Annotated in this window: 36 protein-coding genes; 1 reads left to right on the top strand and 35 read right to left on the bottom strand. The window is 66.0% G+C overall.

The features are described 5' to 3' along the window. Nucleotides 1-22: 22 nt before the first annotated feature. The 35 genes from rpsK to EU513_RS11485 all read right to left on the bottom strand — a co-directional run bounded on the left by rpsK (nucleotide 23) and on the right by EU513_RS11485 (nucleotide 21,731). Nucleotides 23-427 (bottom strand): 30S ribosomal protein S11, encoded by a 405-nt coding sequence (gene rpsK, locus EU513_RS11655; protein ID WP_129626112.1) that lies wholly within the window; start codon nucleotides 425-427, stop codon nucleotides 23-25. Between the two features lie 77 nt (nucleotides 428-504). After that, complete coding sequence (gene rpsM, locus EU513_RS11650) at nucleotides 505-876, bottom strand: 30S ribosomal protein S13 (RefSeq protein ID WP_129626110.1); 372 nt, start codon at nucleotides 874-876, stop codon at nucleotides 505-507. A gap of 231 nt (nucleotides 877-1,107) precedes the next feature. Then, the gene (gene rpmJ, locus EU513_RS11645) at nucleotides 1,108-1,221 is read right to left on the bottom strand and encodes a 50S ribosomal protein L36 (RefSeq protein ID WP_019286332.1); all 114 of its coding nucleotides are present in this window, start codon (nucleotides 1,219-1,221) and stop codon (nucleotides 1,108-1,110) included. A 71-nt stretch (nucleotides 1,222-1,292) separates the two neighbouring features. Continuing rightward, nucleotides 1,293-1,514 carry a translation initiation factor IF-1 gene (gene infA / locus EU513_RS11640; protein ID WP_006946284.1) on the bottom strand — a complete coding sequence of 74 codons (222 nt, stop codon included), beginning with the start codon at nucleotides 1,512-1,514 and terminating at the stop codon, nucleotides 1,293-1,295. 148 nt (nucleotides 1,515-1,662) lie between these two features. Next, complete coding sequence (locus EU513_RS11635) at nucleotides 1,663-2,385, bottom strand: hypothetical protein (protein WP_129626108.1); 723 nt, start codon at nucleotides 2,383-2,385, stop codon at nucleotides 1,663-1,665. A 21-nt stretch (nucleotides 2,386-2,406) separates the two neighbouring features. Continuing rightward, nucleotides 2,407-3,468 (bottom strand): sulfate/molybdate ABC transporter ATP-binding protein, encoded by a 1,062-nt coding sequence (locus EU513_RS11630; RefSeq protein ID WP_129626106.1) that lies wholly within the window; start codon nucleotides 3,466-3,468, stop codon nucleotides 2,407-2,409. Continuing rightward, on the bottom strand, nucleotides 3,465-4,259 hold the full coding sequence (locus EU513_RS11625) for an ABC transporter permease (protein ID WP_240796036.1): 795 nt from the start codon (nucleotides 4,257-4,259) through the stop codon (nucleotides 3,465-3,467). The genes EU513_RS11630 and EU513_RS11625 overlap by 4 nt, the downstream gene beginning before the upstream one ends. Before the next feature lie 11 nt (nucleotides 4,260-4,270). Then, nucleotides 4,271-4,999 carry a molybdate ABC transporter substrate-binding protein gene (gene modA / locus EU513_RS11620; protein ID WP_240796035.1) on the bottom strand — a complete coding sequence of 243 codons (729 nt, stop codon included), beginning with the start codon at nucleotides 4,997-4,999 and terminating at the stop codon, nucleotides 4,271-4,273. Nucleotides 5,000-5,031: 32 nt separating this feature from the next. Continuing rightward, complete coding sequence (locus tag EU513_RS11615) at nucleotides 5,032-5,439, bottom strand: molybdopterin-binding protein (protein ID WP_129626102.1); 408 nt, start codon at nucleotides 5,437-5,439, stop codon at nucleotides 5,032-5,034. Between the two features lie 273 nt (nucleotides 5,440-5,712). Further along, nucleotides 5,713-6,579 (bottom strand): type I methionyl aminopeptidase, encoded by an 867-nt coding sequence (gene map / locus EU513_RS11610; protein WP_129626252.1) that lies wholly within the window; start codon nucleotides 6,577-6,579, stop codon nucleotides 5,713-5,715. A 7-nt stretch (nucleotides 6,580-6,586) separates the two neighbouring features. Further along, a complete protein-coding gene (locus EU513_RS11605) occupies nucleotides 6,587-7,159 on the bottom strand; it encodes an adenylate kinase (RefSeq protein WP_205744761.1) in 573 nt (190 codons plus the stop codon). A gap of 129 nt (nucleotides 7,160-7,288) precedes the next feature. Further along, nucleotides 7,289-8,668: an NAD(P)/FAD-dependent oxidoreductase gene (locus tag EU513_RS11600; protein WP_129626100.1), complete on the bottom strand. Its 1,380-nt coding sequence runs from the start codon at nucleotides 8,666-8,668 to the stop codon at nucleotides 7,289-7,291. A 107-nt stretch (nucleotides 8,669-8,775) separates the two neighbouring features. Further along, the gene (gene secY, locus EU513_RS11595; protein WP_129626098.1) at nucleotides 8,776-10,083 is read right to left on the bottom strand and encodes a preprotein translocase subunit SecY; all 1,308 of its coding nucleotides are present in this window, start codon (nucleotides 10,081-10,083) and stop codon (nucleotides 8,776-8,778) included. A 201-nt stretch (nucleotides 10,084-10,284) separates the two neighbouring features. Next, complete coding sequence (gene rplO / locus EU513_RS11590) at nucleotides 10,285-10,749, bottom strand: 50S ribosomal protein L15 (RefSeq protein ID WP_129626096.1); 465 nt, start codon at nucleotides 10,747-10,749, stop codon at nucleotides 10,285-10,287. After that, complete coding sequence (gene rpmD / locus EU513_RS11585; RefSeq protein WP_129626094.1) at nucleotides 10,749-10,931, bottom strand: 50S ribosomal protein L30; 183 nt, start codon at nucleotides 10,929-10,931, stop codon at nucleotides 10,749-10,751. The genes rplO and rpmD overlap by 1 nt, the downstream gene beginning before the upstream one ends. After that, complete coding sequence (gene rpsE / locus EU513_RS11580; protein WP_129626092.1) at nucleotides 10,931-11,629, bottom strand: 30S ribosomal protein S5; 699 nt, start codon at nucleotides 11,627-11,629, stop codon at nucleotides 10,931-10,933. The genes rpmD and rpsE overlap by 1 nt, the downstream gene beginning before the upstream one ends. A gap of 37 nt (nucleotides 11,630-11,666) precedes the next feature. Beyond that, nucleotides 11,667-12,047: a 50S ribosomal protein L18 gene (rplR, locus tag EU513_RS11575; protein ID WP_129626090.1), complete on the bottom strand. Its 381-nt coding sequence runs from the start codon at nucleotides 12,045-12,047 to the stop codon at nucleotides 11,667-11,669. A gap of 3 nt (nucleotides 12,048-12,050) precedes the next feature. Beyond that, nucleotides 12,051-12,590, bottom strand: coding sequence for a 50S ribosomal protein L6 (rplF, locus tag EU513_RS11570; RefSeq protein ID WP_129626089.1), 540 nt, complete (start codon nucleotides 12,588-12,590; stop codon nucleotides 12,051-12,053). 25 nt (nucleotides 12,591-12,615) lie between these two features. After that, nucleotides 12,616-13,014, bottom strand: a complete 399-nt coding sequence (gene rpsH, locus EU513_RS11565; protein ID WP_129626087.1) for a 30S ribosomal protein S8 — start codon at nucleotides 13,012-13,014, stop codon at nucleotides 12,616-12,618. A gap of 118 nt (nucleotides 13,015-13,132) precedes the next feature. Further along, nucleotides 13,133-13,318 carry a type Z 30S ribosomal protein S14 gene (locus EU513_RS11560; protein ID WP_115923839.1) on the bottom strand — a complete coding sequence of 62 codons (186 nt, stop codon included), beginning with the start codon at nucleotides 13,316-13,318 and terminating at the stop codon, nucleotides 13,133-13,135. Between the two features lies 1 nt (nucleotide 13,319). Continuing rightward, on the bottom strand, nucleotides 13,320-13,892 hold the full coding sequence (gene rplE / locus EU513_RS11555) for a 50S ribosomal protein L5 (RefSeq protein ID WP_129626085.1): 573 nt from the start codon (nucleotides 13,890-13,892) through the stop codon (nucleotides 13,320-13,322). Beyond that, nucleotides 13,892-14,233, bottom strand: coding sequence for a 50S ribosomal protein L24 (gene rplX / locus EU513_RS11550; RefSeq protein ID WP_211345133.1), 342 nt, complete (start codon nucleotides 14,231-14,233; stop codon nucleotides 13,892-13,894). The genes rplE and rplX overlap by 1 nt, the downstream gene beginning before the upstream one ends. A 3-nt stretch (nucleotides 14,234-14,236) precedes the next feature. Beyond that, on the bottom strand, nucleotides 14,237-14,605 hold the full coding sequence (rplN, locus tag EU513_RS11545; RefSeq protein WP_129626083.1) for a 50S ribosomal protein L14: 369 nt from the start codon (nucleotides 14,603-14,605) through the stop codon (nucleotides 14,237-14,239). A gap of 251 nt (nucleotides 14,606-14,856) precedes the next feature. Continuing rightward, the gene (gene rpsQ / locus EU513_RS11540; protein ID WP_129626081.1) at nucleotides 14,857-15,162 is read right to left on the bottom strand and encodes a 30S ribosomal protein S17; all 306 of its coding nucleotides are present in this window, start codon (nucleotides 15,160-15,162) and stop codon (nucleotides 14,857-14,859) included. Nucleotides 15,163-15,164: 2 nt separating this feature from the next. Further along, a complete protein-coding gene (rpmC, locus tag EU513_RS11535) occupies nucleotides 15,165-15,425 on the bottom strand; it encodes a 50S ribosomal protein L29 (RefSeq protein WP_129626079.1) in 261 nt (86 codons plus the stop codon). Then, nucleotides 15,425-15,844: a 50S ribosomal protein L16 gene (gene rplP, locus EU513_RS11530; protein ID WP_129626077.1), complete on the bottom strand. Its 420-nt coding sequence runs from the start codon at nucleotides 15,842-15,844 to the stop codon at nucleotides 15,425-15,427. The genes rpmC and rplP overlap by 1 nt, the downstream gene beginning before the upstream one ends. Then, nucleotides 15,844-16,716: a 30S ribosomal protein S3 gene (gene rpsC / locus EU513_RS11525; protein WP_129626075.1), complete on the bottom strand. Its 873-nt coding sequence runs from the start codon at nucleotides 16,714-16,716 to the stop codon at nucleotides 15,844-15,846. Before rpsC ends, rplP begins: the two co-directional genes overlap by 1 nt. 3 nt (nucleotides 16,717-16,719) lie before the next feature. Then, nucleotides 16,720-17,088 (bottom strand): 50S ribosomal protein L22, encoded by a 369-nt coding sequence (gene rplV, locus EU513_RS11520; RefSeq protein WP_129626246.1) that lies wholly within the window; start codon nucleotides 17,086-17,088, stop codon nucleotides 16,720-16,722. 62 nt (nucleotides 17,089-17,150) lie between these two features. Beyond that, complete coding sequence (rpsS, locus tag EU513_RS11515) at nucleotides 17,151-17,432, bottom strand: 30S ribosomal protein S19 (protein WP_129626073.1); 282 nt, start codon at nucleotides 17,430-17,432, stop codon at nucleotides 17,151-17,153. A 3-nt stretch (nucleotides 17,433-17,435) separates the two neighbouring features. Then, the gene (gene rplB, locus EU513_RS11510) at nucleotides 17,436-18,272 is read right to left on the bottom strand and encodes a 50S ribosomal protein L2 (protein ID WP_129626071.1); all 837 of its coding nucleotides are present in this window, start codon (nucleotides 18,270-18,272) and stop codon (nucleotides 17,436-17,438) included. Nucleotides 18,273-18,297: 25 nt separating this feature from the next. Further along, nucleotides 18,298-18,606 (bottom strand): 50S ribosomal protein L23, encoded by a 309-nt coding sequence (gene rplW, locus EU513_RS11505; RefSeq protein WP_129626069.1) that lies wholly within the window; start codon nucleotides 18,604-18,606, stop codon nucleotides 18,298-18,300. Then, complete coding sequence (rplD, locus tag EU513_RS11500) at nucleotides 18,603-19,613, bottom strand: 50S ribosomal protein L4 (RefSeq protein WP_239702902.1); 1,011 nt, start codon at nucleotides 19,611-19,613, stop codon at nucleotides 18,603-18,605. The genes rplW and rplD overlap by 4 nt, the downstream gene beginning before the upstream one ends. Then, nucleotides 19,610-20,278, bottom strand: a complete 669-nt coding sequence (rplC, locus tag EU513_RS11495; RefSeq protein ID WP_129626065.1) for a 50S ribosomal protein L3 — start codon at nucleotides 20,276-20,278, stop codon at nucleotides 19,610-19,612. Before rplC ends, rplD begins: the two co-directional genes overlap by 4 nt. A 15-nt stretch (nucleotides 20,279-20,293) precedes the next feature. Further along, entirely contained in the window at nucleotides 20,294-20,602 is a 309-nt protein-coding gene (gene rpsJ, locus EU513_RS11490) for a 30S ribosomal protein S10 (protein ID WP_006946210.1), read from the bottom strand. Between the two features lie 595 nt (nucleotides 20,603-21,197). Next, a complete protein-coding gene (locus EU513_RS11485) occupies nucleotides 21,198-21,731 on the bottom strand; it encodes a type IV toxin-antitoxin system AbiEi family antitoxin domain-containing protein (RefSeq protein ID WP_129626063.1) in 534 nt (177 codons plus the stop codon). 64 nt (nucleotides 21,732-21,795) lie between these two features. On the opposite strand from EU513_RS11485, the gene EU513_RS11480 reads away from it, so the two are divergent. After that, a complete protein-coding gene (locus tag EU513_RS11480) occupies nucleotides 21,796-22,551 on the top strand; it encodes an NAD-dependent deacylase (RefSeq protein ID WP_129626061.1) in 756 nt (251 codons plus the stop codon). Nucleotides 22,552-22,594 lie beyond the last annotated feature (43 nt).

Below are 22,594 nucleotides of genomic sequence, written 5' to 3'. Positions count from 1 at the left end.
TCTCCTTGAAGTTCTCGTCAGCTCAGCTGCGACGCTTGGGCTGGCGGACACCGTTGTGCGGCTGCGGGGTGACGTCGGAAATCGCGCCGACCTCGAGGCCGGCCGCGGCCAACGAACGGATCGCGGTCTCGCGGCCCGAACCCGGGCCCTTCACGAAGACGTCGACCTTGCGCATGCCGTGATCCATGGCGCGGCGGGCAGCAGCCTCAGCAGCCATCTGGGCGGCGTACGGGGTGGACTTACGCGAGCCCTTGAAACCGACCTGGCCGGCCGAGGCCCACGAAATCACTGCACCGGTGGGGTCAGTGATGGAAACGATGGTGTTGTTGAACGTGCTGCGGATGTATGCGTGACCAGCGGCAACGTTCTTCTTCTCCTTGCGGCGCACCTTCTTGGCGCCCGCAGCCGTACGGCTCTTGGGAGGCATGAACTTTCTCCTACGGGTAAGACTTCAGCGAATGGGTTGGCACGCGATTGCGTGCCCGACTGGCCGGAAGGCCTGGATTACTTGGCCTTCTTCTTGCCGGCGACCGTCTTCTTCGGACCCTTGCGAGTACGAGCGTTGGTCTTCGTGCGCTGGCCGTGGACCGGCAGGCCACGGCGGTGGCGCAGGCCCTGGTAGGAACCGATCTCCACCTTGCGGCGGATGTCCGCGGCAACCTCACGTCGCAGGTCGCCTTCGAGGCGGTACTGCTCCAGGTTGTCGCGAAGCTTGACGAGTTCCTCTTCGCTGAGGTCGCGAACCCGGGTGTCCGGGTTCACGCCCGTGGCGGCGAGCGCCTCGGCGGCGCGGGTCTTGCCCACACCGTAGATGTACGTGAGGCCGACCTCGACGCGCTTGTCGCGCGGCAGGTCGACACCGATGAGTCGTGCCATGTCGGCTTTCTCCTGTGCTTTTCGTCCGGAGGTCTGGTGCAGTCGCCGGTCCCGTGTTCACTCAGGAGCGAGTGGTGCGGGTCTTCGGCCTCCGAGCCGAAGGTGACGTCCTGTTCCTCAGCTGAGGAACGGGGGTCGGGCGCTGCGATGGTTCGCCTCGTCCAGGTGAACGGGGCGATCTTCAGTTTTTCGTCTGCGTCTTGCTCGAAGACACGACTCGTGCGGGTTTGGTCAGCCCTGGCGCTGCTTGTGGCGAGCGTTCTCGCAGATGACCATGACCCGGCCGTTACGGCGGATCACCTTGCACTTGTCGCAGATCTTCTTGACGCTCGGCTGGACCTTCATCTGCCTACTGTCTTCGGATCAGGCCGCGACTCACCCATCACTGGACAGGTCTCGGCGGTGTGCGATTGCGATCAGCGGTAGCGGAAGACGATGCGGCCGCGGGTCAGGTCATACGGGGAAAGCTCGACCACAACACGGTCCTCGGGGAGGATCCTGATGTAGTGCTGACGCATCTTTCCCGAGATGTGTGCGAGCACCTTGTGACCGTTCGTGAGCTCCACCCGGAACATTGCGTTCGGGAGAGCTTCGACGATCGTGCCCTCGATCTCGATGACACCGTCCTTCTTGGCCATATCCTCCACATACTCACTGGTCAACGGTTCCGCCCCGGATGGGCGGCCCTGTGGTTGCGGATCGGGGTGTTGTCAAGACATACCGAACCGACGCACCAGCTTACGCCGGGTGGCCCACTGCGCCCAAATCGAGCGGATTCGGGTGGGCTCAGCGGACGATGCGGTCGGGCGTGTCCTCGCCGAGGGCCAGCAGGTGCAGGTCGTCCGCGGTGATCAGCAGAGTCGCGACCGCGTACTCGACCAGCACCATCCGACGGTTCACTGCAAGATCGCTCTCCGATCCGCGCAGACCGCGGACGCCGGCGCGCGCGAGTTTGTCGCACACGTTGTCGAGCTTGCGGTTGAACTTGGTCTGCGTCCACCCCAGTCGCTTGGCGGCGTCGGCGGAGGTCGGGATCTGCCACGCACCCGACCCGCTGTACTTCAGCATCGGCTCGGCGAGTGCGACGATCGCCTGCAGCTGCGAGACGGTGAAGGTCGTCGGCGCGATCGTGGTCTTGCCGCGGCCGGGATCGACGACATGCGGCGTGGACTCGAAGATGTCGGTGTTCGTGGTGAGTTCGAGTTCGTAGGTGGTTGCGCCCGCGGAGAAGGTGACCACCGAGGGTGAGAACACGATCGGGACGCCGGCACCGGGCGCGACGGTCGAGCGCATCAGGCCGCTGCCGCCGGTGATGGTCGCGGGCAACCTACTGCCGACGTTGTGCATCCACCACAGCCCGTCGCGATGCGCGAACTCCAGGAAATGACGGTGCAGGTACCCGTTGTCGTCCAGTTCGAGGTCGCCGGTGCGCCCGACGGTGAACGTGTGTTCCGGGGAGACCTCGAAGATCTCGCCTGCGAAATCGATCGTGAGTCTCGCCCCTGACATGGGCGTCAGTGTGCCACGGACTCAGGACGGATAAATCGTCACGGCCGTCGCCTTCACCGAGTAGAAGGCGCGCTTGCCGGGGTACAGGTCCAACTCCCCCACCGAGGACGCGGTCAGGTCGGCGAGCAGGGTGTGTCCGGCGCGGTCGTGCGCGCGTACCCGCACCTGCGCATCCCGCGGTTCGAGCTCGACGACGGTGACCTCGAAGGTGTTGCGCGGACTGCCGTGCGGCGGCGTCTCGTACACGGCGACGGCGTTCGGGCTGAAGACCGCGAGCGCAGACTCCCCCGTCGCGAGCTGCTCGGTCGGTGCCCCGGAGACGTCGACACCGTGCGCATCGACCAGGTGGGTTCCGGACGCTGCGGTGCCGTTGATCAGGTTGAGTCCGGCGATACGAGCGGTGAACGGAGTACGCGGGCGGGCGATGACGTCCTGGGTGGGGCCGTCCTCGACGATTCGTCCGTGGTCCAGCACGATCAGCCGGTCGGACAGCAGCAAGGCGTCGAGGACGTCGTGGGTCACGATCAGCGCGGACCTGTCGGCGAGCACCCGCTTGAGAACGCGACGTAGCAACGGGGCGGCTGCGACGTCGAGGGCCGCCATCGGTTCGTCGAGCAGCAGCAATGACGGTCTTGCGGCGAGCGCCCGGGCGATCGCGACACGTTGTGCCTGCCCCCCGGAAAGCTGCGCCGGCCTGCGGTCGACGAACTCGGACGCGTCGACCTCGTCGAGGAAGGTCTCGGCGGTGGCGCGTGCCTGCTTCGCCGTCGCGCCCGACGCCCGTGGGCCGAAGGCGACGTTGTCGAGCACCGACAGGTGCGGGAACAGCAACGGATCCTGGGCCAGCAGGGTGACCCCGCGGGCGTGCGGCGGCACGAAGGTCCTCTCGTCGAAGAGCGTGCGATCGTCGAGGACGGCGCGGCCGGTGTCGGGACGCAACAGCCCGGCGATGAGCGACAGCACCGTCGACTTGCCGGCGCCGTTCGGGCCGAGGATCGCGACGTGCTCCCCCGGCTTCACCTCGAGCGCGACGTCGAGCCCTCTGGTTTCGTGGGATGCTCGCAGCGACAGAGCCCCGGTCATCGGTCCCGCCTGCCCTGCGCCAGTGCGACGACGAGCACCGCGACCACGACCAGGACGAGGGAGAGCGCGACCGCGGCGTCGGCGTCCGACTCACGTTGCAGGTAGATCTCCAATGGCAGGGTGCGGGTGACTCCCTGCAGGCTGCCGGCGAAGGTCAGGGTTGCCCCGAACTCACCGAGCGAGCGGGCGAACGCGAGCACCGCTGCGGACAACACCCCGGGCAGCACCAGCGGCAGCGTCACCCGGATGAGCACGAAGGTCGGCGTGCCGCCGAGTGTGGAAGCCACCTGTTCGTAACGCTGACCGACGCTGCGCAACGTGCCTTCGAGGCTGAGCACGAGGAAGGGCAGCGCCACGAAGGTCTGGGCGAGGACGACTGCGGTCGTCGAGAACGCGATCTGTACGCCCAGGACGTCGAGCGTGCTGCCCAGCAGACCGCGTCGCCCGAACGTGTAGAGCAGCGCGATACCGCCGACCACCGGCGGCAGTACGAGGGGCAGGAGCACCAGCGATCGAACGACACGTTGTCCGGGAAAACTGTTGCGCGCCAACACCATTGCCATGGGGACACCGAGAATCAGACAAAGGACGGTGGAGGCGCTCGAGGTCCTCAGGCTGAGGGCGAGAGCGTCCCGCGACGCATCCGAGGTGACCAGTCCGGGGAAACGCGCCCAGTCGACCTTCGCAATCATCGCGACCAGCGGCAGCAGCACGAACACCGCCCCCAGGGCCGCGGGGGCGTAGACCCACCGCGGCAGGCCGGTGTAGTCCGATCGCCGCGTTGTGCGCACGGGTTCGCGCCTCACTCGACCGGGAACGCTTGCTGGAAGCCGGCGTGCCCCAGGACACTCTGCCCCTTCGGCGCGGCAACCGCACCGATGAATGCCTTCGCCAGATCGGACTGCTCGCTCGCGCGGAGGACGGCGATCGGGTACTTGTTGCGCGCCGCCCTCGACTGCTCGAAGTCGATGCCCTCGACCTTGCCCGCCGCGCCCCTGACATCGGAGTGGTAGACGAGGCCGGCGTCCGCCTCGCCGGTGACGACCTTGTTCAGCACGTCGGTGACCGACGACTCCTCGCTCACCGGCTTCAGGGTGAGGCTCGCGGCACGCAGCACCTTCTGGGTCGCTGAACCACACGGCACCTGCGGCGCGCAGACCACGACCTTGATGCCGCTCCCGGTGAGGTCGGCGAGTGAGTTGATCTTCCTCGGGTTCTTCGGCGGCACCGCGATCTGCAGGATGTTCGAGGCGAACACCGTGGAGCCGCCGGCCAGCAGTCCGTCGTCCGCGACCTTCTTCATGTTCGCTGGATCTGCCGATGCGAAGACGTCGGCCGGCGCGCCCTGTTTCAACTGAGTGGCGAGGTCGGAGGACCCAGCGAAGTTGAACTCCACCGTCACGCCGGGGTTCTTCTCCTCGAAGGTCGCGCCGATCTCGGTGAAGGCCTGTTTCAGCGAGGCCGCAGCGTAGACCCGCAGGACCTTCGCGTCCGGTTCGTCGCCGGAGCAGCCGGTGGTACCAGCGGCCACTGCCACGCACACAACGACCGCCGAGAAAATTTTCACGAGATGCCCCCGGCGGTCTCGACGATGACATTGGTCGACTTGACGACGGCGACCGCGACCGAACCGGGTTCGAGGCTGAGTTCGCGGGCGGCCTCGCTCGACATGAGCGACACGACGCGGAAGGGTCCGCACTGCAGTTCGACCTGCGCCATCACCTTGTCCATCACGACCTCGGTCACGATGCCGACGAACCTGTTGCGCGCCGAACGTCCGACGGACGACGGGTCGGCCATGGCGCCGGACGGGTGCTCCTTGGCGAACTGTGCGAGGACCCGTCCGTCGATCACCTTGCGATTGCTGGCGTCCGTCGTTGCCGGGAGGCTGCCGTTGTCGACCAGCCGGCGGACCGTGTCATCACTGACCCCGAGGAACGCAGCGGCGTCCTTGATCCGTATCTGCGGCATTGTCGAATGCTACAGGTCTCATTTGCGGAGATCTGTGGATGAGTCGATTCGAGCGTGCCAGCGGTTTCGGCGCGTGCACCTTCGTCCCTCAGGCGCCCGGCTCAACCAGCGAGAAAGACCGGCTCACCCGTCCCCGCTGGTTGAGCCGTACACCCCACCCGCTGGTTGAGCCATACGCGCGACGAAGGAGGGCGTATGCGCCGAAACCACGGTGAGATGCGCTGGTAGGCGACCACAGGGACTTCCGAGAAGATCAGCGGTCCCGGCGCGAGGTCAGTCGGCGAGCGGGCCGAAGGGCAGGCCGCGCGCTTCCAGTTCGGCTCGTCCACCGTCCAGAGCAGTCAACACCCACAGACCGTCGTCGGTGAGCGCGACCGTGTGCTCCCAGTGCGCCGCACGCGATCCGTCCTCGGTGACGACCGTCCAGTCGTCGCCCAACTCGTGGGTCTCGTAGGTGCCGAGCGTCACCATCGGCTCGATCGCGACTGTCGCGCCGACGCGGATCTGCGGGCCCTTGGCCTTCACGCGCTCGTTGTAGACCGTCGGCTCCATGTGCATCTCACGGCCGATGCCGTGGCCGGTGTAACCGTCGACGATCTCGAACGCGACCTCGAGCCCGTCGGCGTTCATCGCCTGCTGCGAGGCCTCGATGGAGTCCTGGATGTCGCCGCCGAGTTCGTAGATGCCGCGGCCGGAACGGAACCCGCCGATGCCCGCCCACATCGAGTCGTGCGTCGCCTTCGAGAGCGCGACGTCCTGCGGCCGGGCGTGCAGGTCACCGCCGACGATCAAGGAGATCGCCGAGTCGCCGTGCCAACCCTCGACGATCGCGCCGCAATCGATGGAGACCAGGTCGCCGTTGTTCAACAGCCGCTCACCCGGGATGCCGTGCACGACTTCCTCGTTCACCGAGATGCACAGCGAACCCGGGAAGCCCTGGTATCCCAGGAAGGACGGCGTCGCACCCTGCGCACGGATGAACGCTTCGGCAAGCGCGTCGAGATCGCCGGTGCTGATGCCGTCGACCGCCGCGGCCCGCACCTCCTGCAGGCACTGCCCCACCACGAGGCCGGCCTTGCGCATGAGCCGCAGCTGCTCCGGCGTCTTGACCGGCAGTTTCTCCTTGCCGAGTCCGAACATCACGTGCTTACTGCGCCACCTTCGCCAACGCGCCTTCGATGCGCTCGGTGACCTCGTCCATCTCGCCCTCGCCGTCGACGGCGACCAGCAGGTCGCGCTCGCGGTAGAGCGTGGTCAGCGGCTGCGTCTCCCGGACGTAGATCGCCTGACGGTCGCGGATGACGTCCTCGGTGTCGTCGGTGCGGCCGGAGGTCTGGGCACGCTTGAGCAGACGGGCGATGAGTTCCTCGTCGTCGACCTCGAGTTCGAGGACGGCGTCGATCTTCTTGCCCTCGGCGGCGAGCATCTCGTCCAGCGCCTGGACCTGGGCCGGGGTGCGCGGGTAACCGTCGAGCAGAAAGCCGTTCTGCGCGTCATCCTGCTTCAGGCGGTCGGCCACGATGGCGTTGGTGAGGTCGTCGGATACGTAACCACCGGCGTCCAGGATCGACTTCACCTGCTTGCCGAGTTCGGTCTCGTTCTTGATGTTGGCGCGGAAGATGTCACCGGTCGAAATGTGCGGGATCTCGTGGCGCTGCGTGATGCGCTCGGCCTGCGTGCCTTTGCCGGCGCCGGGCGGGCCGATGATGATCAGTCGCATCTAGCGAACCTCCGAGTTCAGGGTCGAGTTACCTCGACCATGGGAAACACATGGAAACACTGGGCGCAGCCTACCGAGCGGCACGGCCCCGCTGCCTCGCAGGTCAGGTGGCGGACATTACGGCACAGCTCAGGAGTGCGACCCTGTTTCGCCGCGATCGGCCAGTGCAGCGGGCGTACCGTCGCCCTCGATGGCCACCGGCGAGGCGTCACGCTCTGCCATGAGCTGCTGCATCTGCTCCGGACGCAGCGTCTGCGCGGTCGGGGTGTCGCCGACGATCGCATTGTGGCTGCGGTGCCAGAACAGGTAGCGCGAGCCGAGGTTGACCATCGCGGCAGCGCGGTTGCGGACCCCGAGCAGCGTGAACACGTGCACTCCGGTCCACACCACCCACGCCGGAAAGCCTTGCATCCGAGGCAGATTCGTCGCTTCGGCCACTGCGGAACTGCGTCCGATGGTGGCCAGGATGCCCTTGTCCTTGTACTCGAACGGGGCGGTCTGCTCACCGTTCATCTCGTTGCGGATCAGTTTGGCGACGTACGCGCCGCCCTGGAGGGCGGGCTGCGCGAGCTGCGGCAACGCGCGGTCGCCGTCCTCGACCGAGATGTCTCCGACCGCGAACACGTTCTTCAGTCCCTTGACCCGCAGGTGGTCGTCGACCTCGATGCGTCCGCCCCGCCCCTGCGGCACGCCCCAGTTCGCCACCTCGTCCGGCGCCTTGATCCCGCTGGCCCAGATGACCACACCGGCCGGGATGAACTCGCCGTCGTTCACGACGACGCCGTCGCTGCGCACCTGCTTCACGGTGGTGTTGAAGCGCAGGTCGACGTCACGCTTCTCCAGCGAACGGCGCGCGTAGTCGCGGCTCTTCTCGCCGAACGCAGCCAGTAGGTGCGGCGCCATCTCGATCAGCGTCACGTGCGTGCGGGTGCGATCGAGCTCGGGGTAGGTCACCGGCATGTCGTTGTTACGCAGTTCGGCCAACGCGCCGGCGGTCTCCACACCGGTCGCTCCCCCACCGACCACCACGACCCGGACGTCCTCGCCCTTGCGGTGCGCGGCGGCGTACTCCAGCCCGGTGAACAGACGATCACGCACCTCGAGCGCCTGCGCGCGGGTGTAGAGCGGCAGTGCGTGCTCGTCGGCGCCGGGGATGCCGAAGAAGTTCGCGGTCACGCCGGTGGCGATCACCAGGTGGTCGAAGTCGACGGACTCCCCGCCCTCGAGCTTGACCTGTCGAGCGTCGTGGTCGATCGTCTCGACGTCGCCGTTGATGAACCGGACCCGCGGGTTGTGCTCGCGCACCGCACGCAGGAACCACGTGACATCGCCGGGGTTCAGGGTGGCGGTGGCCACCTGGTACAGCAACGGCTGAAAAGTGTTGTACGTGTGACGGTCGATGAGGATGACATCGACATCGACCTTGCGCAGTGCCCGGACGGTCGACAGACCTCCGAACCCACCACCGAGGACGACGACGCGCGGCTTACGACCAGTGTGCTCACCCATGCCCTCAGCCTAGGCGGATCCGATCGGCTACCCAGCGGTCCAGGGCTGTGATCTACGCACCACACCGCGCTGTCGCGATCCGCAACGGTCGACCCGCGCGAGACGACCTATCGCAGGAAACCTTCGTAGTGATGCTGCTGCAGCTTGGAGTCGATCTGCTTGACCGTCTCCAGACCGACACCCACGAGGATGATGATCGAGGCGCCACCGAACGGGAAGTTCTGGTTGGCGTTGACCAGCGCCAGCGCAACCAGCGGGATCAGCGCGAGGACGGCGATGTAGAGCGCACCGACTGCGGTGATGCGGTTCAGCACGTAGCCGATGTACTTCGCGGTCGCCGAACCGGCACGGATGCCCGGGATGAAGGAGCCACCCTGCTTGAGGTTGTTGGCGACGTCGTCGGGCTGATAGGTGATCGAGACGTAGAAGAACGTGAAGAAGATGTTCAACAGCGTGTAGATCGCCATGTACAACCAGTGGTCACCGCGGGCCAGGTGTTCGTTGACCCACAGCCCCCAGCCCTTGGTCTGGTCGGCGAAGGTCGCAAGCATGACCGGCAACGACAGCAACGAGCTGGCGAAGATGATCGGGATCACGTTGGCCATGTTGACCTTGAGCGGGATGTAGGTGGACGTGCCACCGTACGAACGGCGTCCGATCATCCGCTTGGCGTACTGCACCGGGATACGGCGCTGACAGTTCTCCACGAACACGACGGCCACGGTGATCGCCATACCCAGCAGGCAGACGAGGATGAACTTGCCCCAGCCCTGGTCCTTGATCGCCCAGACGGAGCCGGGGACGGCGGCAGCGACAGCCACCAGGATCAGCAGCGACATACCGTTTCCGACACCGCGCTCGGTGACCTGCTCACCCAGCCACATGACCAGACCGGTACCGGCGGTCAGCACGAGCACCATGATGATCAGCGTCGGCAGGCTCTTGTCGGTGGTGATGGTGGAACAGGTGTCGGCCGTTCCGCCGATGAGTCGGTAGGGGGCGTTCGCCGCGCCGGTGACCAGCGTCGAGGACTGCAGCAGGGCCAGGCCGATGGTCAGATAACGCGTGTACTGCGTCATCTTGGTCTGACCGGACTGGCCTTCCTTCTTCAGTTCCTCGAACCGCGGGATGACCACCGTCAACAGCTGCACGATGATGCTCGCGGTGATGTACGGCATGATGCCGAGCGCGAACACCGAGAACTGCAACAGGGCGCCACCGCTGAACAGGTTGGCCAGGCCCAGCAGGCTCTGCTGACCGCTCGCCGCGGACTGACAGGCCTGCAGCAACTGGTAGGAGATGCCCGGCGTCGGCACGTGCGAGCCGAGTCGGAACAACGCCATGATCGCCAGCGTGAACAGGATCTTCTTGCGCAGGTCGGGCGTTGTGAACGCCCGTCCGAAGGCAGAAAGCAAAGGATCCTCCTGAGCAAGCGCCGCCGCGGCGGCAGCCGGCCGATCCCGGCCGAAGTCGAATGTGCCGCGCCGGTGCGCGCAGCCTGGGAAAACTAGCGGAACTCTACCTGTAACGAATATCCGCAGACGACTGTGCCCCAGGACGATCGGGCCGTTGCGGGCCCGTCGCCTGGGGCGACAGTCATCGGGTCTGCCGACCGATCACGCTGCGGTGATCGAACCGCCGGCGGCCTCGATCTTGTCCTTGGCCGAAGCCGAGAACTTGGTCACGGTCAGGTCGACCTTGACGGAGATCTCGCCGGTGCCGAGCACCTTGACCGGCTGGCCCTTGCGGACCGCGCCCTTGGCCACGAGATCGTCGATCGTCACGGTGCCGCCCTCGGGGAACAGCGCCGAGATCTTGTCGAGGTTGACGACCTGATAGGTCACCTTGAACGGGTTCTTGAAGCCCCGCATCTTCGGCAGACGCATGTGCAGCGGCGTCTGGCCACCCTCGAAACGCTCCGGCACCTGGTACCGAGCGCCGGTGCCCTTGGTACCGCGTCCGGCGGTCTTACCCTTGGAGCCCTCACCACGACCGACACGGGTCTTGGCGGTCTTGGCACCGGGGGCAGGACGCAGGTGGTGCACCTTCAGTGCGTGCGTCTTCTGCTCGTTGTCAGCCATCAGTCAATCTCCTCAACGGTCACCAGGTGGCGCACCGCGCGGACCATGCCACGGATCTCCGGGCGGTCCTCCTGCTCGACGGTGTGGCCGATGCGCTTGAGGCCCAACGTCCGCAGGGTCTCGCGCGCCTTCGGCTTGTTACCGATATCCGAACGGATCTGGGTCACCTTCAGCGTTGCCATCACGCACCTGCCTTCTCAGCGGACTTCTCCGCAGCAGCAGCGGCCATGGCGCGCTGCAGCGCGACCGGGGCGACGTGGTCCAGCGGCATACCGCGGCGAGCCGCGACGGCCTCGGGACGCTCGAGGCCCTTGAGGGCCGCGACGGTGGCGCCGACGATGTTGATCGCGTTGTCCGAGCCGAGCGACTTGGACAGCACGTCGTGAACACCGGCGCACTCCAGGACGGCGCGCACCGGACCACCGGCGATGACACCGGTACCGGGAGCAGCCGGACGCAGCAGGACGACGCCTGCAGCAGCCTCACCCTGGACCGGGTGCGGCACAGTGCCACCGATCATCGGGACGCGGAAGAAGTTCTTCTTCGCCTCCTCGACAGCCTTGGCGATGGCGGCCGGAACTTCCTTGGCCTTGCCGTAGCCGACACCCACGGTGCCCTGGCCGTCGCCCACCACGACGAGCGCGGTGAAGCTGAACCGGCGACCACCCTGCACGACCTTGGCCACGCGGTTGATCGCGACGACGCGCTCCAGGTACTGGTTGCGGTCGTCGTTCTGGTTGCCACGACGGTTGTCGCGACCGCCGTCACGTCCACCACGGCCACCACGGCCGCCGCGGTCGTTGGCGTTGTTGTTGTTGTCGCTGTTCTCGGGGCCGCCCTGGGCGGAGCCAGCGGCACCTCGACGCTGGGGTCCAGCCATCAGTGGTTCCTCTTCTCAGCAGTGTTGGTCATGTGCATCACAGCGTCAGACCACCCTCGCGGGCGCCGTCGGCGATGGCGGCGACACGACCGGCGTACCGGTTACCGCCGCGGTCGAAGACGACAGCCTCGATACCGGCGTCCTTGGCGCGAGCAGCCAGCAGTTCGCCGACCTTCTTCGCCTTGGCGGTCTTGTCACCGTCGAACGAGCGCAGGTCGGCCTCCATGGTCGACGCCGACACGAGGGTCTTGCTCTCGGTGTCGTCGACGATCTGCACGAAGACGTGACGCGAACTGCGGTTCACGACCATACGGGGACGAGCGGTCGTACCCGAGACGCGCTTGCGCAGACGGAAGTGACGACGGTTACGAGCAGCAGCCTTGCTGCTCGAACGCTTGACGATACGTGCGTTTGCCATGGCTTACTTACCGGCCTTTCCGACCTTGCGGCGGATGTGCTCACCCTCGTAGCGCACGCCCTTGGCCTTGTACGGGTCGGGCTTGCGCAGCTTGCGGATGTTCGCAGCAACCTCGCCGACCAGCTGCTTGTCGATGCCAGTGACCGAGAAACGGGTCGGGTTCTCGACGGCGAACGTGATGCCCTCGGGAGCCTTGACCGTGATCGGGTGGCTGTAGCCCAGAGCAAACTCCAGGTCGGAGCCCTTCGCGGTCACGCGGTAACCGGTGCCGTGGATCTCGAGCTTCTTGGTGTAACCCTCGGTGACGCCGACAACCATGTTGTTGATCAGGCTGCGGGTCAGTCCGTGGCGCGAACGCGATTCACGCTCGTCGTTCGGGCGCGACACCTCGACGGTGCCGTCCTCGCCCTTGGCGACGGTGATCGGCGACGGAACGGTCAGCGCGAGCGAGCCCTTGGGGCCCTTCACCGCGACGTCCTGACCGTCGATGGTCACGTCGACACCGCTCGGCACGGGAACCGGAAGACGTCCAATACGAGACATGTCTTATTCCTCCTTCGTTCCCGGATTACCAGACGTAAGCGAGGACTTCCCCGCCTACACCCTTGGAAGCGGCCTGCCTGTCGGTCAACAGGCCGGACGACGTCGAAATGATCGCGACACCCAGTCCACCGAGAACCTTCGGCAGGTTGGTGGACTTTGCGTACACGCGCAGACCGGGCTTGCTCACGCGGCGGACACCGGCGATCGAGCGCTCCCGGTTGGGGCCGTACTTGAGGTCGATGATCAAGGTCTTGCCCACGGTCGCTTCTTCGACCCGGAAGTCCGCAATGTATCCCTCGGACTTGAGGATCTCGGCGATGTGAGACTTGAGCTTCGAAAACGGCATCGACGTCGAGTCGTGGTGCGCCGAGTTGGCGTTCCGGACTCGGGTCAGCATGTCCGCAATCGGATCTGTCATGGTCATTGGGCTGTCCCGCCCTCCCTCACCGCGGTTTCAGCTCGCGATTGTTCGCGGCCGACCTTCGGTGTAGATCTGAAACTGATGAATGAGTGTGCTGTCGTTCCGTCGCCGTAGCGACGGATCACCAGCTGGACTTTGTGACGCCGGGCAGTTCGCCGCGGTGAGCCATCTCGCGCAGGCAGATACGGCACAGGCCGAACTTGCGGTACACCGAGTGCGGGCGACCGCACCGGTTGCAGCGCGTGTACGCGCGAACCGCGAACTTCGGCTTGGCGTTCGCCTTGTTGATCAGGGCCTTCTTCGCCATGTCACTTCTCCTTGAAAGGGAAGCCGAGCTGACGCAGCAGCGCGCGACCCTCGTCGTCGTTGGCAGCAGTGGTGACGACGGTGATGTCCATGCCACGCACGCGGTCGATCTTGTCCTGGTCGATCTCGTGGAACATCGACTGCTCGTTCAGACCGAAGGTGTAGTTGCCGTTGCCGTCGAACTGCTTCGGCGACAGACCGCGGAAGTCGCGGATACGCGGGAGAGCAACCGAGACCAGGCGGTCCAGGAACTCCCACATGCGGTCGCCGCGCAGCGTGGTGTGCGCACCGATCGGCATACCCTCACGCAGCTTGAACTGCGCGATCGACTTGCGGGCCTTGGTCACGGCCGGCTGCTGACCGGTGATGGCGGCCAGGTCCCTGATGGCGCCCTCGATCAGCTTGCTGTCACGGGCGGCGTCACCGACACCCATGTTCACGACGACCTTGACCACGCCGGGCACCTGCATGACGTTCGCGAAGTTGAACTCGCTCTGCAGGGCCTGCTTGATCTCGTCGTTGTAGCGCTGCTTGAGGCGCGGCATCGATTCGGTGGTGGTTGCGGTTTCAGTCATCACAGGTCCTTACCCGAGCGAACGGACACGCGGGTCCGGACGGTCTTGTTGCGACCGTCGCGATCGACGGTCTCGACACGGGTCTTGATGCGGGTCGGCTTGCCGGTCTCGGGGTCGACGATCATCACGTTCGACACGTGGATCGGCGCCTCGACGACCTGGATGCCACCGCTGGCCTGGCCCGGCTGGCCGGCGCGCAGGTGCTTGGTGACGCGGTTGACGCCTTCGACGACCACACGCTCGGTCTCGGAGTTCACCGAGATGACCTTGCCCTGCTTGCCCTTGTCGGGCCCGCTGATGACCTGAACCAGGTCGTTCTTCTTGATCTTCATCTTCGCCATGAGTCAGAGCACCTCCGGTGCGAGCGAGATGATCTTCATGAACTTCTTGTCGCGCAACTCGCGGCCCACCGGGCCGAAGATGCGGGTGCCACGGGGGTCACCGTCGTTCTTGAGGATCACCGCGGCGTTCTCGTCGAAGCGGATGTAGCTGCCGTCCGGACGACGGCGCTCCTTGCGGGTGCGGACGATGACGGCCTTGACCACATCGCCCTTCTTGACGTTGCCACCCGGGATGGCGTCCTTGACGGTCGCCACGATGGTGTCACCGACGCTGGCGTAGCGACGACCAGAGCCACCGAGCACACGGATGCAAAGGATTTCCTTGGCACCGGTGTTGTCGGCGACCTTCAGTCGCGACTCCTGCTGGATCACAGTTCTTCTCCTGTCGTCTCACCGGTTCTCGAGACCCGATCGGGTCCGAGCCTTGCGGAACGGATACATGTACATCTCAGGTTCGGCGCTCTCATGTCGACGCTCCGTGGGATCCACGGAGCGGAAGCATGTGCGTGAACGCTGAGGGTTTGGGCGCCGTACGGCGACAGTCCAGTCTACGGTCTGCCGCCGTACGGCTCCAAATCACGTCGTCGCAGCCAGGTGCTGAACACCCACCACGACGACGAAGATCACTTCGCCTTTTCGAGGATCTCGACCACACGCCAGCGCTTCTGCGCCGACAGCGGACGAGTTTCCATGATCAGGACGCGGTCACCGACGCCACACGAGTTGGCCTCGTCGTGCGCCTTCAGGCGGTGCGTCTTGCGCATGACCTTGCCGTAGAGCGCGTGCTTGACGCGGTCCTCGACCTCGACAACGACGGTCTTGTCCATCTTGTCGCTCACCACGAAACCCTGACGGGTCTTGCGGTAGTTACGGTCTCCACCGTGTCCGAGGTTGTCGGTCACCGTTTCCTGCTCCGTCTTCTCAGCCATGTTCAGCTCACCTTCTCGTCGGAGTCGGACTCGGTCTTCGCGTCCCGGCCGATGCCGAGCTCGCGCTCGCGCATCTCGGTGTACAGCCGCGCGATGTCCTTGCGGACGGCGCGCAGTCGCGAGTTGTTCTCCAGCTGGCCGGTGGCCGACTGGAAACGCAGGTTGAACAGTTCCTGCTTGGCTTCCTTGAGCTGGGAAACGAGTTCCTCGTCACCGAGCTCGCGCAGCTTCGCCGGCGCGAGGTCCTTGGAACCAAGAGCCATCAGAAGTCACCACCTTCACGTGCGACGAAGCGGCACTTCATCGGCAGCTTGTGCATCGCCAGGCGCAGGGCCTCGCGAGCAACTTCTTCGGACACACCGGACAGCTCGAACATGACGCGGCCCGGCTTGACGTTGGCGACCCACCACTCCGGCGAACCCTTACCGGAACCCATGCGGGTCTCGGCCGGCTTCTTGGTCAGCGGACGGTCCGGGTAGATGTTGATCCAGACCTTTCCGCCACGCTTGATGTAGCGGGTCATCGCGATACGAGCGGACTCGATCTGACGGTTGGTGACGTAGGCCGGCTCGAGAGCCTGGATGCCGTAGTCGCCGAACGCCACGGTGGTGCCGCCCTTGGCTGCACCGGTCCGCTTGGGGTGGTGCTGCTTACGGTGCTTCACACGACGCGGAATCAACATCAGGCGTCGCCTCCCTCAGGGGTACTCGTGCTCGGGGTCTCGATGGTCGCGGCAGCCTCGGCGGTTGCCTCCATCGCAGCCTCGGTGGACTCGGCAGGAGCCTGGTCGCGACGACCACGGTCGCCTCCGCGCTCGCCACCACGTCCACCGCGGTCACCGCCACGTGCCGGACGGTCGTCCCGGCGACGCTGCGGACGCGACGGAGCAGCAGCCTGCTCGCGAGCCAGTTCCTTGGCGGTGAGGTCACCGTTGTAGATCCAGACCTTCACACCGATGCGGCCGAACGTCGTACGGGCCTCGTAGAAGCCGTAGTCGATGTTGGCGCGCAGGGTGTGCAGCGGAACACGGCCCTCGCGGTAGAACTCGGTGCGGCTCATCTCGGCGCCGTTCAGACGACCGGAGACCATCACCTTGATGCCCTTGACGCCGGCCCGCTGAGCGGACTGGATGCTCTTGCGCGTGGCGCGACGGAAGTTCACACGAGCAGCGAGCTGCTCGGCGACACCCTGGGCGACCAGCTGAGCGTTGGCCTCGGGGTTCTTGACCTCGAGGATGTTCAGCTGAACCTGCTTGCCGGTGAGCTTCTCCAGCGACGTGCGCAAGCGGTCGGCTTCGGCGCCGCGGCGTCCGATGACGATGCCCGGACGAGCGGTGTGGATGTCGACGCGGACGCGGTCGCGGGTGCGCTCAATCTCCACGTGTGAGATGCCGGCGCGTTCCATGCCCTTGGACATGAGCTTGCGGATCGCGACGTCTTCCTTCACGTAGTCGCTGTAGCGCTGACCCTCTTTGGTGCTGTCAGCGAACCAACGGCTGTTGTGCTCGGTCGTGATGCCGAGGCGGAAACCGTTCGGGTGGATTTTCTGACCCATGTCTCAGCGGCCTCCGTCCTTCTTCTCGGGCTGTGCGACGAACACGGTGATGTGGCTCGTGCGCTTGTTGATGCGGCTCGCGCGGCCCTGGGCACGGGGGCGGAACCGCTTCATGGTCGGGCCCTCGTCCACGAACGCCGAGGTCACCACGAGGGTGCGCTCGTCGAACGCAACAGAGTGCTTGTCGGCCTGCACGCGTGCGTTGGCGATGGCGCTGTTGAGCACCTTCAGCACCGGCTCGCTCGCGCTCTGCGGCGCGAAGGTGAGCACGGCGATCGCTTCCTGGGCGTTCTTGCCCCGGATGAGGTCCACGACGCGGCGGGCCTTCATCGGCGTCACACGGACGAACCGCGCCTGCGCCTTGGCTTCCATCGCCTGTCCTTTGCTTTCGGTAGTTGCAGTCATGCTGGTAGTCACCAGGTCTCGCCCCCGCGTCAGCGGCGGCGGCCCTTCTTGTCGTCCTTCTCGTGACCCTTGAAGGTACGAGTGGGGGCGAACTCGCCCAGCTTGTGGCCGACCATCGACTCGGTCACGAAGACCGGGACGTGCTTGCGGCCGTCGTGCACGGCCAGCGTGTGGCCGAGCATCTCCGGGGTGATCATCGAGCGACGCGACCAGGTCTTGATGACGTTCTTGGTGCCGGCTTCGTTCTGGACCTCGACCTTCTTGGCGAGGTGGTCGTCGACGAAGGGACCCTTCTTCAGGCTACGAGGCATCTCTTAGCGCTTCTTTCCAGTACGACGGCGACGGACGATCATCTTGTCGCTGCTCTTGTTGGGCCGACGGGTGCGGCCTTCCTTCTGTCCCCACGGCGACACAGGGTTACGACCACCGGAGGTCTTGCCCTCACCACCACCGTGCGGGTGGTCGACCGGGTTCATGGCGACACCACGGACGGTCGGGCGCTTGCCCTTCCAGCGCATACGGCCGGCCTTACCCCAGTTGATGTTGCTCTGCTCGGCGTTGCCCACCTCGCCGACGGTGGCGCGGCAGCGCACGTCGACGTTGCGGATCTCACCGGACGGCATACGCAGCTGGGCGTAGGGGCCGTCCTTGGCGACGAGCTGCACACGCGAACCGGCCGAGCGGGCGATCTTCGCACCGCCACCGGGCCGAAGCTCGATGCAGTGGACGACCGTACCGGTCGGGATGTTGCGCAGCGGCAGGTTGTTGCCGGGTTTGATGTCGGCGCCGACACCGTTCTCGATCGTGTCGCCCTGGCTGAGCCTGTTCGGGGCGATGATGTAACGCTTCTCGCCGTCCGCGTAGTGCAGCAGCGCGATGCGCGCGGTGCGGTTCGGGTCGTACTCGATGTGAGCGACCTTCGCCGGCACGCCGTCCTTGTCGGAACGACGGAAGTCGATCACCCGGTAAGCGCGCTTGTGGCCACCGCCGATGTGGCGAGTGGTGATGCGGCCCGAGGCGTTACGACCACCGGTCTTCGGCAGCGGACGCACCAGGGACTTCTCGGGGGTCGAGCGGGTGACTTCGACGAAGTCGGCCACGCTCGAACCACGCCGTCCCGGCGTCGTCGGCTTGTATTTACGGATACCCATTGTTAGTCCTTGTCCTCGCCGTCGTTCAGCTCGCGGAGCCGAAGATGTCGATGGAGCCTTCCTTCAGGGAGACGATCGCGCGCTTGGTGTCCTTGCGCTTGCCCATCCCGAAACGGGTACGGCGCGTCTTGCCCTTACGGTTCAGCGTGTGGACCGAGTCGACCTTGACGTCGAAGATCTGCTCGACGGCAATCTTGATCTCGGTCTTGTTGGCGCGGGGGTCCACGACGAACGTGTACTTACCCTCGTCCAGCAGGCTGTACGACTTCTCGGTCAGCACCGGCGCGACGAGGATGTCGCGCGGGTCCTTGCCGACGTTGAACTGCGTGCTCACTTGTCGTCCTCCTTGACCTGCTGAGCCTTGGCTCCACCGGCCGGCTCGAAGCCTGCGGCAGCCGCGGCCTCGGCGGTCGTGAACCACACCTCGGCGGCGGTCGCGTCATACCAACGCGAACCGGCGACGTGGTACTTCATCGAGTCCTTGTTGCCCTTGACGGTGAACTTCACCGGGTCGGGCGATGCGCCACCGGCCAGTGGTGCGGCCGAGTCGGAGCCGAAGCCACCCTCGGTCACCTCGCCGCCGGCCTCGGCCGAAGCCTCGGTCGTGGCGGTCTCGTCAGTGTTGTCGGCGGTGTCGGCGGCGTCGGTGTCGACCAGCGCGGCGGGAGCGGACGCCTTGGCGGCACCCTTGTCCAGCTTCGCGGCCTGCGTCGGCCCGGCCAGGAAGCTCTCCAGAGCGGCCTGGGTGAACACGACATCGTCGGCGCACAGGACGTCGTAGGTGTTCAGCTGGTCGGCCCACAGCACGTGGACGTCGGCCAGGTTGCGCACCGAGAGCGTCGAGACCTCCTCGTTGCGTGCAAGCACGACGAGCAGGTTCTTGCGGTCCGACAAACCACCGAGCAGGTTCGCGGCCGACTTGGTCGACGGCTTGTCACCCTCGACGATCGCGGTCAGCACGTGGATGCGGCCGTGACGCGCCCGGTCCGAGAGGGCTCCGCGCAGGGCGGCGGCCTTCATCTTCTTCGGGGTGCGCTGGCTGTAGTCACGCGGCTGCGGGCCGTGGACGATGCCACCACCGGCGAACTGCGGCGCACGGGTCGAACCCTGGCGGGCGCGGCCGGTGCCCTTCTGGCGGTACGGCTTGCGTCCACCGCCGCGCACCTCGGCGCGCGTCTTGGTGGAGTGAGTGCCCTGACGGGCAGCGGCCAGCTGAGCCACAACAACCTGGTGGATCAGCGGGACGTTCGTGGTCACGTCGAAGATCTCGGCCGGCAGCTCGACGGAGCCCGACTTCGAACCCGACGGGTTCAGGATGTCAACGGAAGTCATCGAAATCAGGCGTCCTTCTGAATCGACTTAGCAGCCGTGCGCACCAGGACGACGCCGCCGCGGGGACCGGGAACGGCACCCTTGACGAGCAGCAGGCCCTTGTCGGCGTCCACGGCGTGGATCGTGAGGTTCTGGGTGGTCTGTCGCACGCCGCCCATACGGCCGGCCATACGCATGCCCTTGAAGACACGGCCCGGGGTGGCGCAGCCACCGATCGAGCCGGGCTTGCGGTGGTTCTTGTGCGCACCGTGCGAGGAGCTCACGCCGTGGAAGCCGTGACGCTTCATGACACCGGCGAAACCCTTGCCCTTGGTGCGACCGACGACGTCGATCTCCTGGCCGGTCTCGAAGGTGTCGACCGTGATCTCCTGGCCGAGCGTGTACTCGGCAGCGTCAGCGGTGCGGATCTCGACGACGTGGCGACGCGGCGTCACGCCGGCCTTCTCGAAGTGACCGGTCAACGGCTTGGTGACCTTGCGCGGGTCGATCGCACCGAAGGCGATCTGGACCGCGTGGTAGCCGTCGGTCTCTTCGCCGCGCACCTGCGTGACGACGCAGGGGCCGGCCTGGATCACGGTGACGGGAACGAGAAGGTTGTTCTCGTCCCACACCTGGGTCATGCCGAGCTTCTCGCCGAGAACGCCCTTGACGGAGCGCTCAGTGGTGTGAGTCATGAGTCACTCCCCCTTTCAGAGCTTGATCTCGATGTTGACGTCAGCCGGGAGGTCGAGACGCATGAGCGAGTCGACTGCCTTGGGCGTCGGGTCAACAATGTCGATGAGCCGCTTGTGCGTACGCATCTCGAAGTGCTCGCGGCTGTCCTTGTACTTGTGCGGCGAACGGATGACGCAGAAGACGTTCTTCTCCGTCGGGAGCGGCACAGGGCCGACCACCGTTGCGCCGGCACGAGTAACCGTGTCGACAATCTTGCGCGCCGAGCTGTCGATGACTTCGTGGTCATACGACTTCAGCCGGATGCGGATCTTCTGTCCCGCCATCTTGTCGCGTCTCTCTCTCGCCGTACTTCTATTACATCTGTCAATTGGCCGGCCTTTTCGGGCTCCGGCCCCGACCCCCGCGGTCGGGTGTGTCGCACCTGCTTCGCAGCACAGCGCACACGTTTTCACCGAGTGGCGGGGTGGGCCGGTCCGTAGGGACCGGGGCTTGTGCCGTTGTCACTGGGCCGAACTTCGCCTCAGCGCCAACGAAGATTCCGCACTTCGTCCGGGTTGAACCGGTCGAACAGATGCGACATCACGCAGCAAGCAACTTGTCCAGTGTGCCATGCAGTGGCGTACGCGCCAAATCGGGGCGTTGTGGTGCTGGGCACCTTCGTTGTGCGGGGCGTTGCCGTCGGTTTTTCGGGCAGCTTCGTGTCCCCGTCCGGCTCTCGGGTGTTCGCCTTCGCAGACGGGTTCCGTATCGCCTTCCGGCGCCGGGCTTCTCGTGGCGTCCGGCTCTCAAGCAGGCCTTGAAGGAGGCGAGTTTGGGGCTTCCGCTGCTTTCTCGCGTTCGCGGCCGGCAACGATGCGCACCGTAGGTACAGATGCGCAGGTTACGTACAGGTGCCCATGCTGCATCCGGATGCGCACGTTATAACGTGCGCATCCGGACGTAACCCGGGCCTTTGTACGTAACCTGCGCCACCGCCTCGCGGACGAGGGTCGCAACGCGCCCAGGGATCTTCAGATCGGACCACACAACGCGGACGACGATCCAGCCGAGCGAGCGCAGGTGGTCTTCGCGCTTCTTCTCCTGGAACACCGAGTCGCCGTTCTCGTACGTCACCTTGCCGTCGAACTCGATGAGAACGTTGTGACCGATCACGCGGACGTCGGCGCGATACCCACGTCCGGCGGGCGTCCACTGTCCCGAGTCAGGCACGTCGAACTGCGGCTCATAGGCGACGCCGGCGAGTCGCAGTTGCAGAGCGGTCAAAGTCTCACCGGGAGATTCGTGGCGGCGGTCGATCTGCTCGACCACCTGAGCGTCCTCGTCGTCCGCAGCGGCGCGGGTGGCAAACCACCCTCGCCGCAGACGTGTCCATTCACCGGTCGCGACGAGTCGGCGCACGTCCCGGGCGCCGAGTCCACGCGACTCCACCTCTTCCCACGACACGACGTCCATCGGCACATGGTGCGCCCGATCCGCGGATCCCGCTGAGGGCCCTGTGGACAACTAACGTGAACGCATGACGAACGTGCCGGACGAAGTACTCGAGGTGACCCGGGACGCGCGGCGGGTGGTGGTGCTCACCGGTGCGGGGATCTCGGCCGAGAGCGGGCTTGCGACGTTTCGCGACCCCGAGGACGGGCTGTGGAACCGCTACGACCCGATGCAGTTGGCGAGCATCGAGGCCTGGGACGAGGACCCGGAGATGGTGTGGGCCTGGTACCTGTGGCGGTTCGAGCGGCACCATCAGGTGGATCCGAACGCAGGACACCGGGCGCTGGCCGACTGGGAGAAGGGGGCCGACGTCCTGGTGGTGACACAGAACGTGGACGACCTGCACGAACGCGGCGGCAGCAGCGACGTCGTCCACCTGCACGGCAACCTGTCGGCGTTCCGGTGCAGCGACTGCGAGCGTCCGTACACCGATCGCGTGGACGTGCCGCACGAGCCGGTCGAACGGCTCGCTCCCCCGAGTTGTCCGGCGTGCGGCGGGCTGGTGCGTCCGGGCGTCGTGTGGTTCGGCGAGATGCTCCCGCCGGACGCGTTCGACCGGGCGGTCGAGGAAGTACAAAGTGCCGATCTGGTGCTCACCGTCGGCACCTCCGGCATCGTCGCGCCGGCGTCGCTGCTCCCGAGGTTCGCCGGGGCTCGGGGCGTGCCGGTGATCGAGATCAACCCGAATCCGACCGAGCACAGCGACGAGGTGACCCACGTCTGGCGGGCACCGGCAGCGAGCGCCCTGCCCGCGCTGGTGCAAGCGATCCGGGCGACCTGAGCGCGCCTTCCGGACGCTGTCGATGAATGGGCATACGCTGCGG

It is taken from the genome of Yimella sp. RIT 621 (genome assembly GCF_004146205.1).
GTDB lineage: Bacteria > Actinomycetota > Actinomycetes > Actinomycetales > Dermatophilaceae > Yimella > Yimella lutea.
The sequence above is the reverse complement of the archived record's forward strand: the minus strand, read 5'-3'. Positions and strand labels throughout refer to the sequence as shown.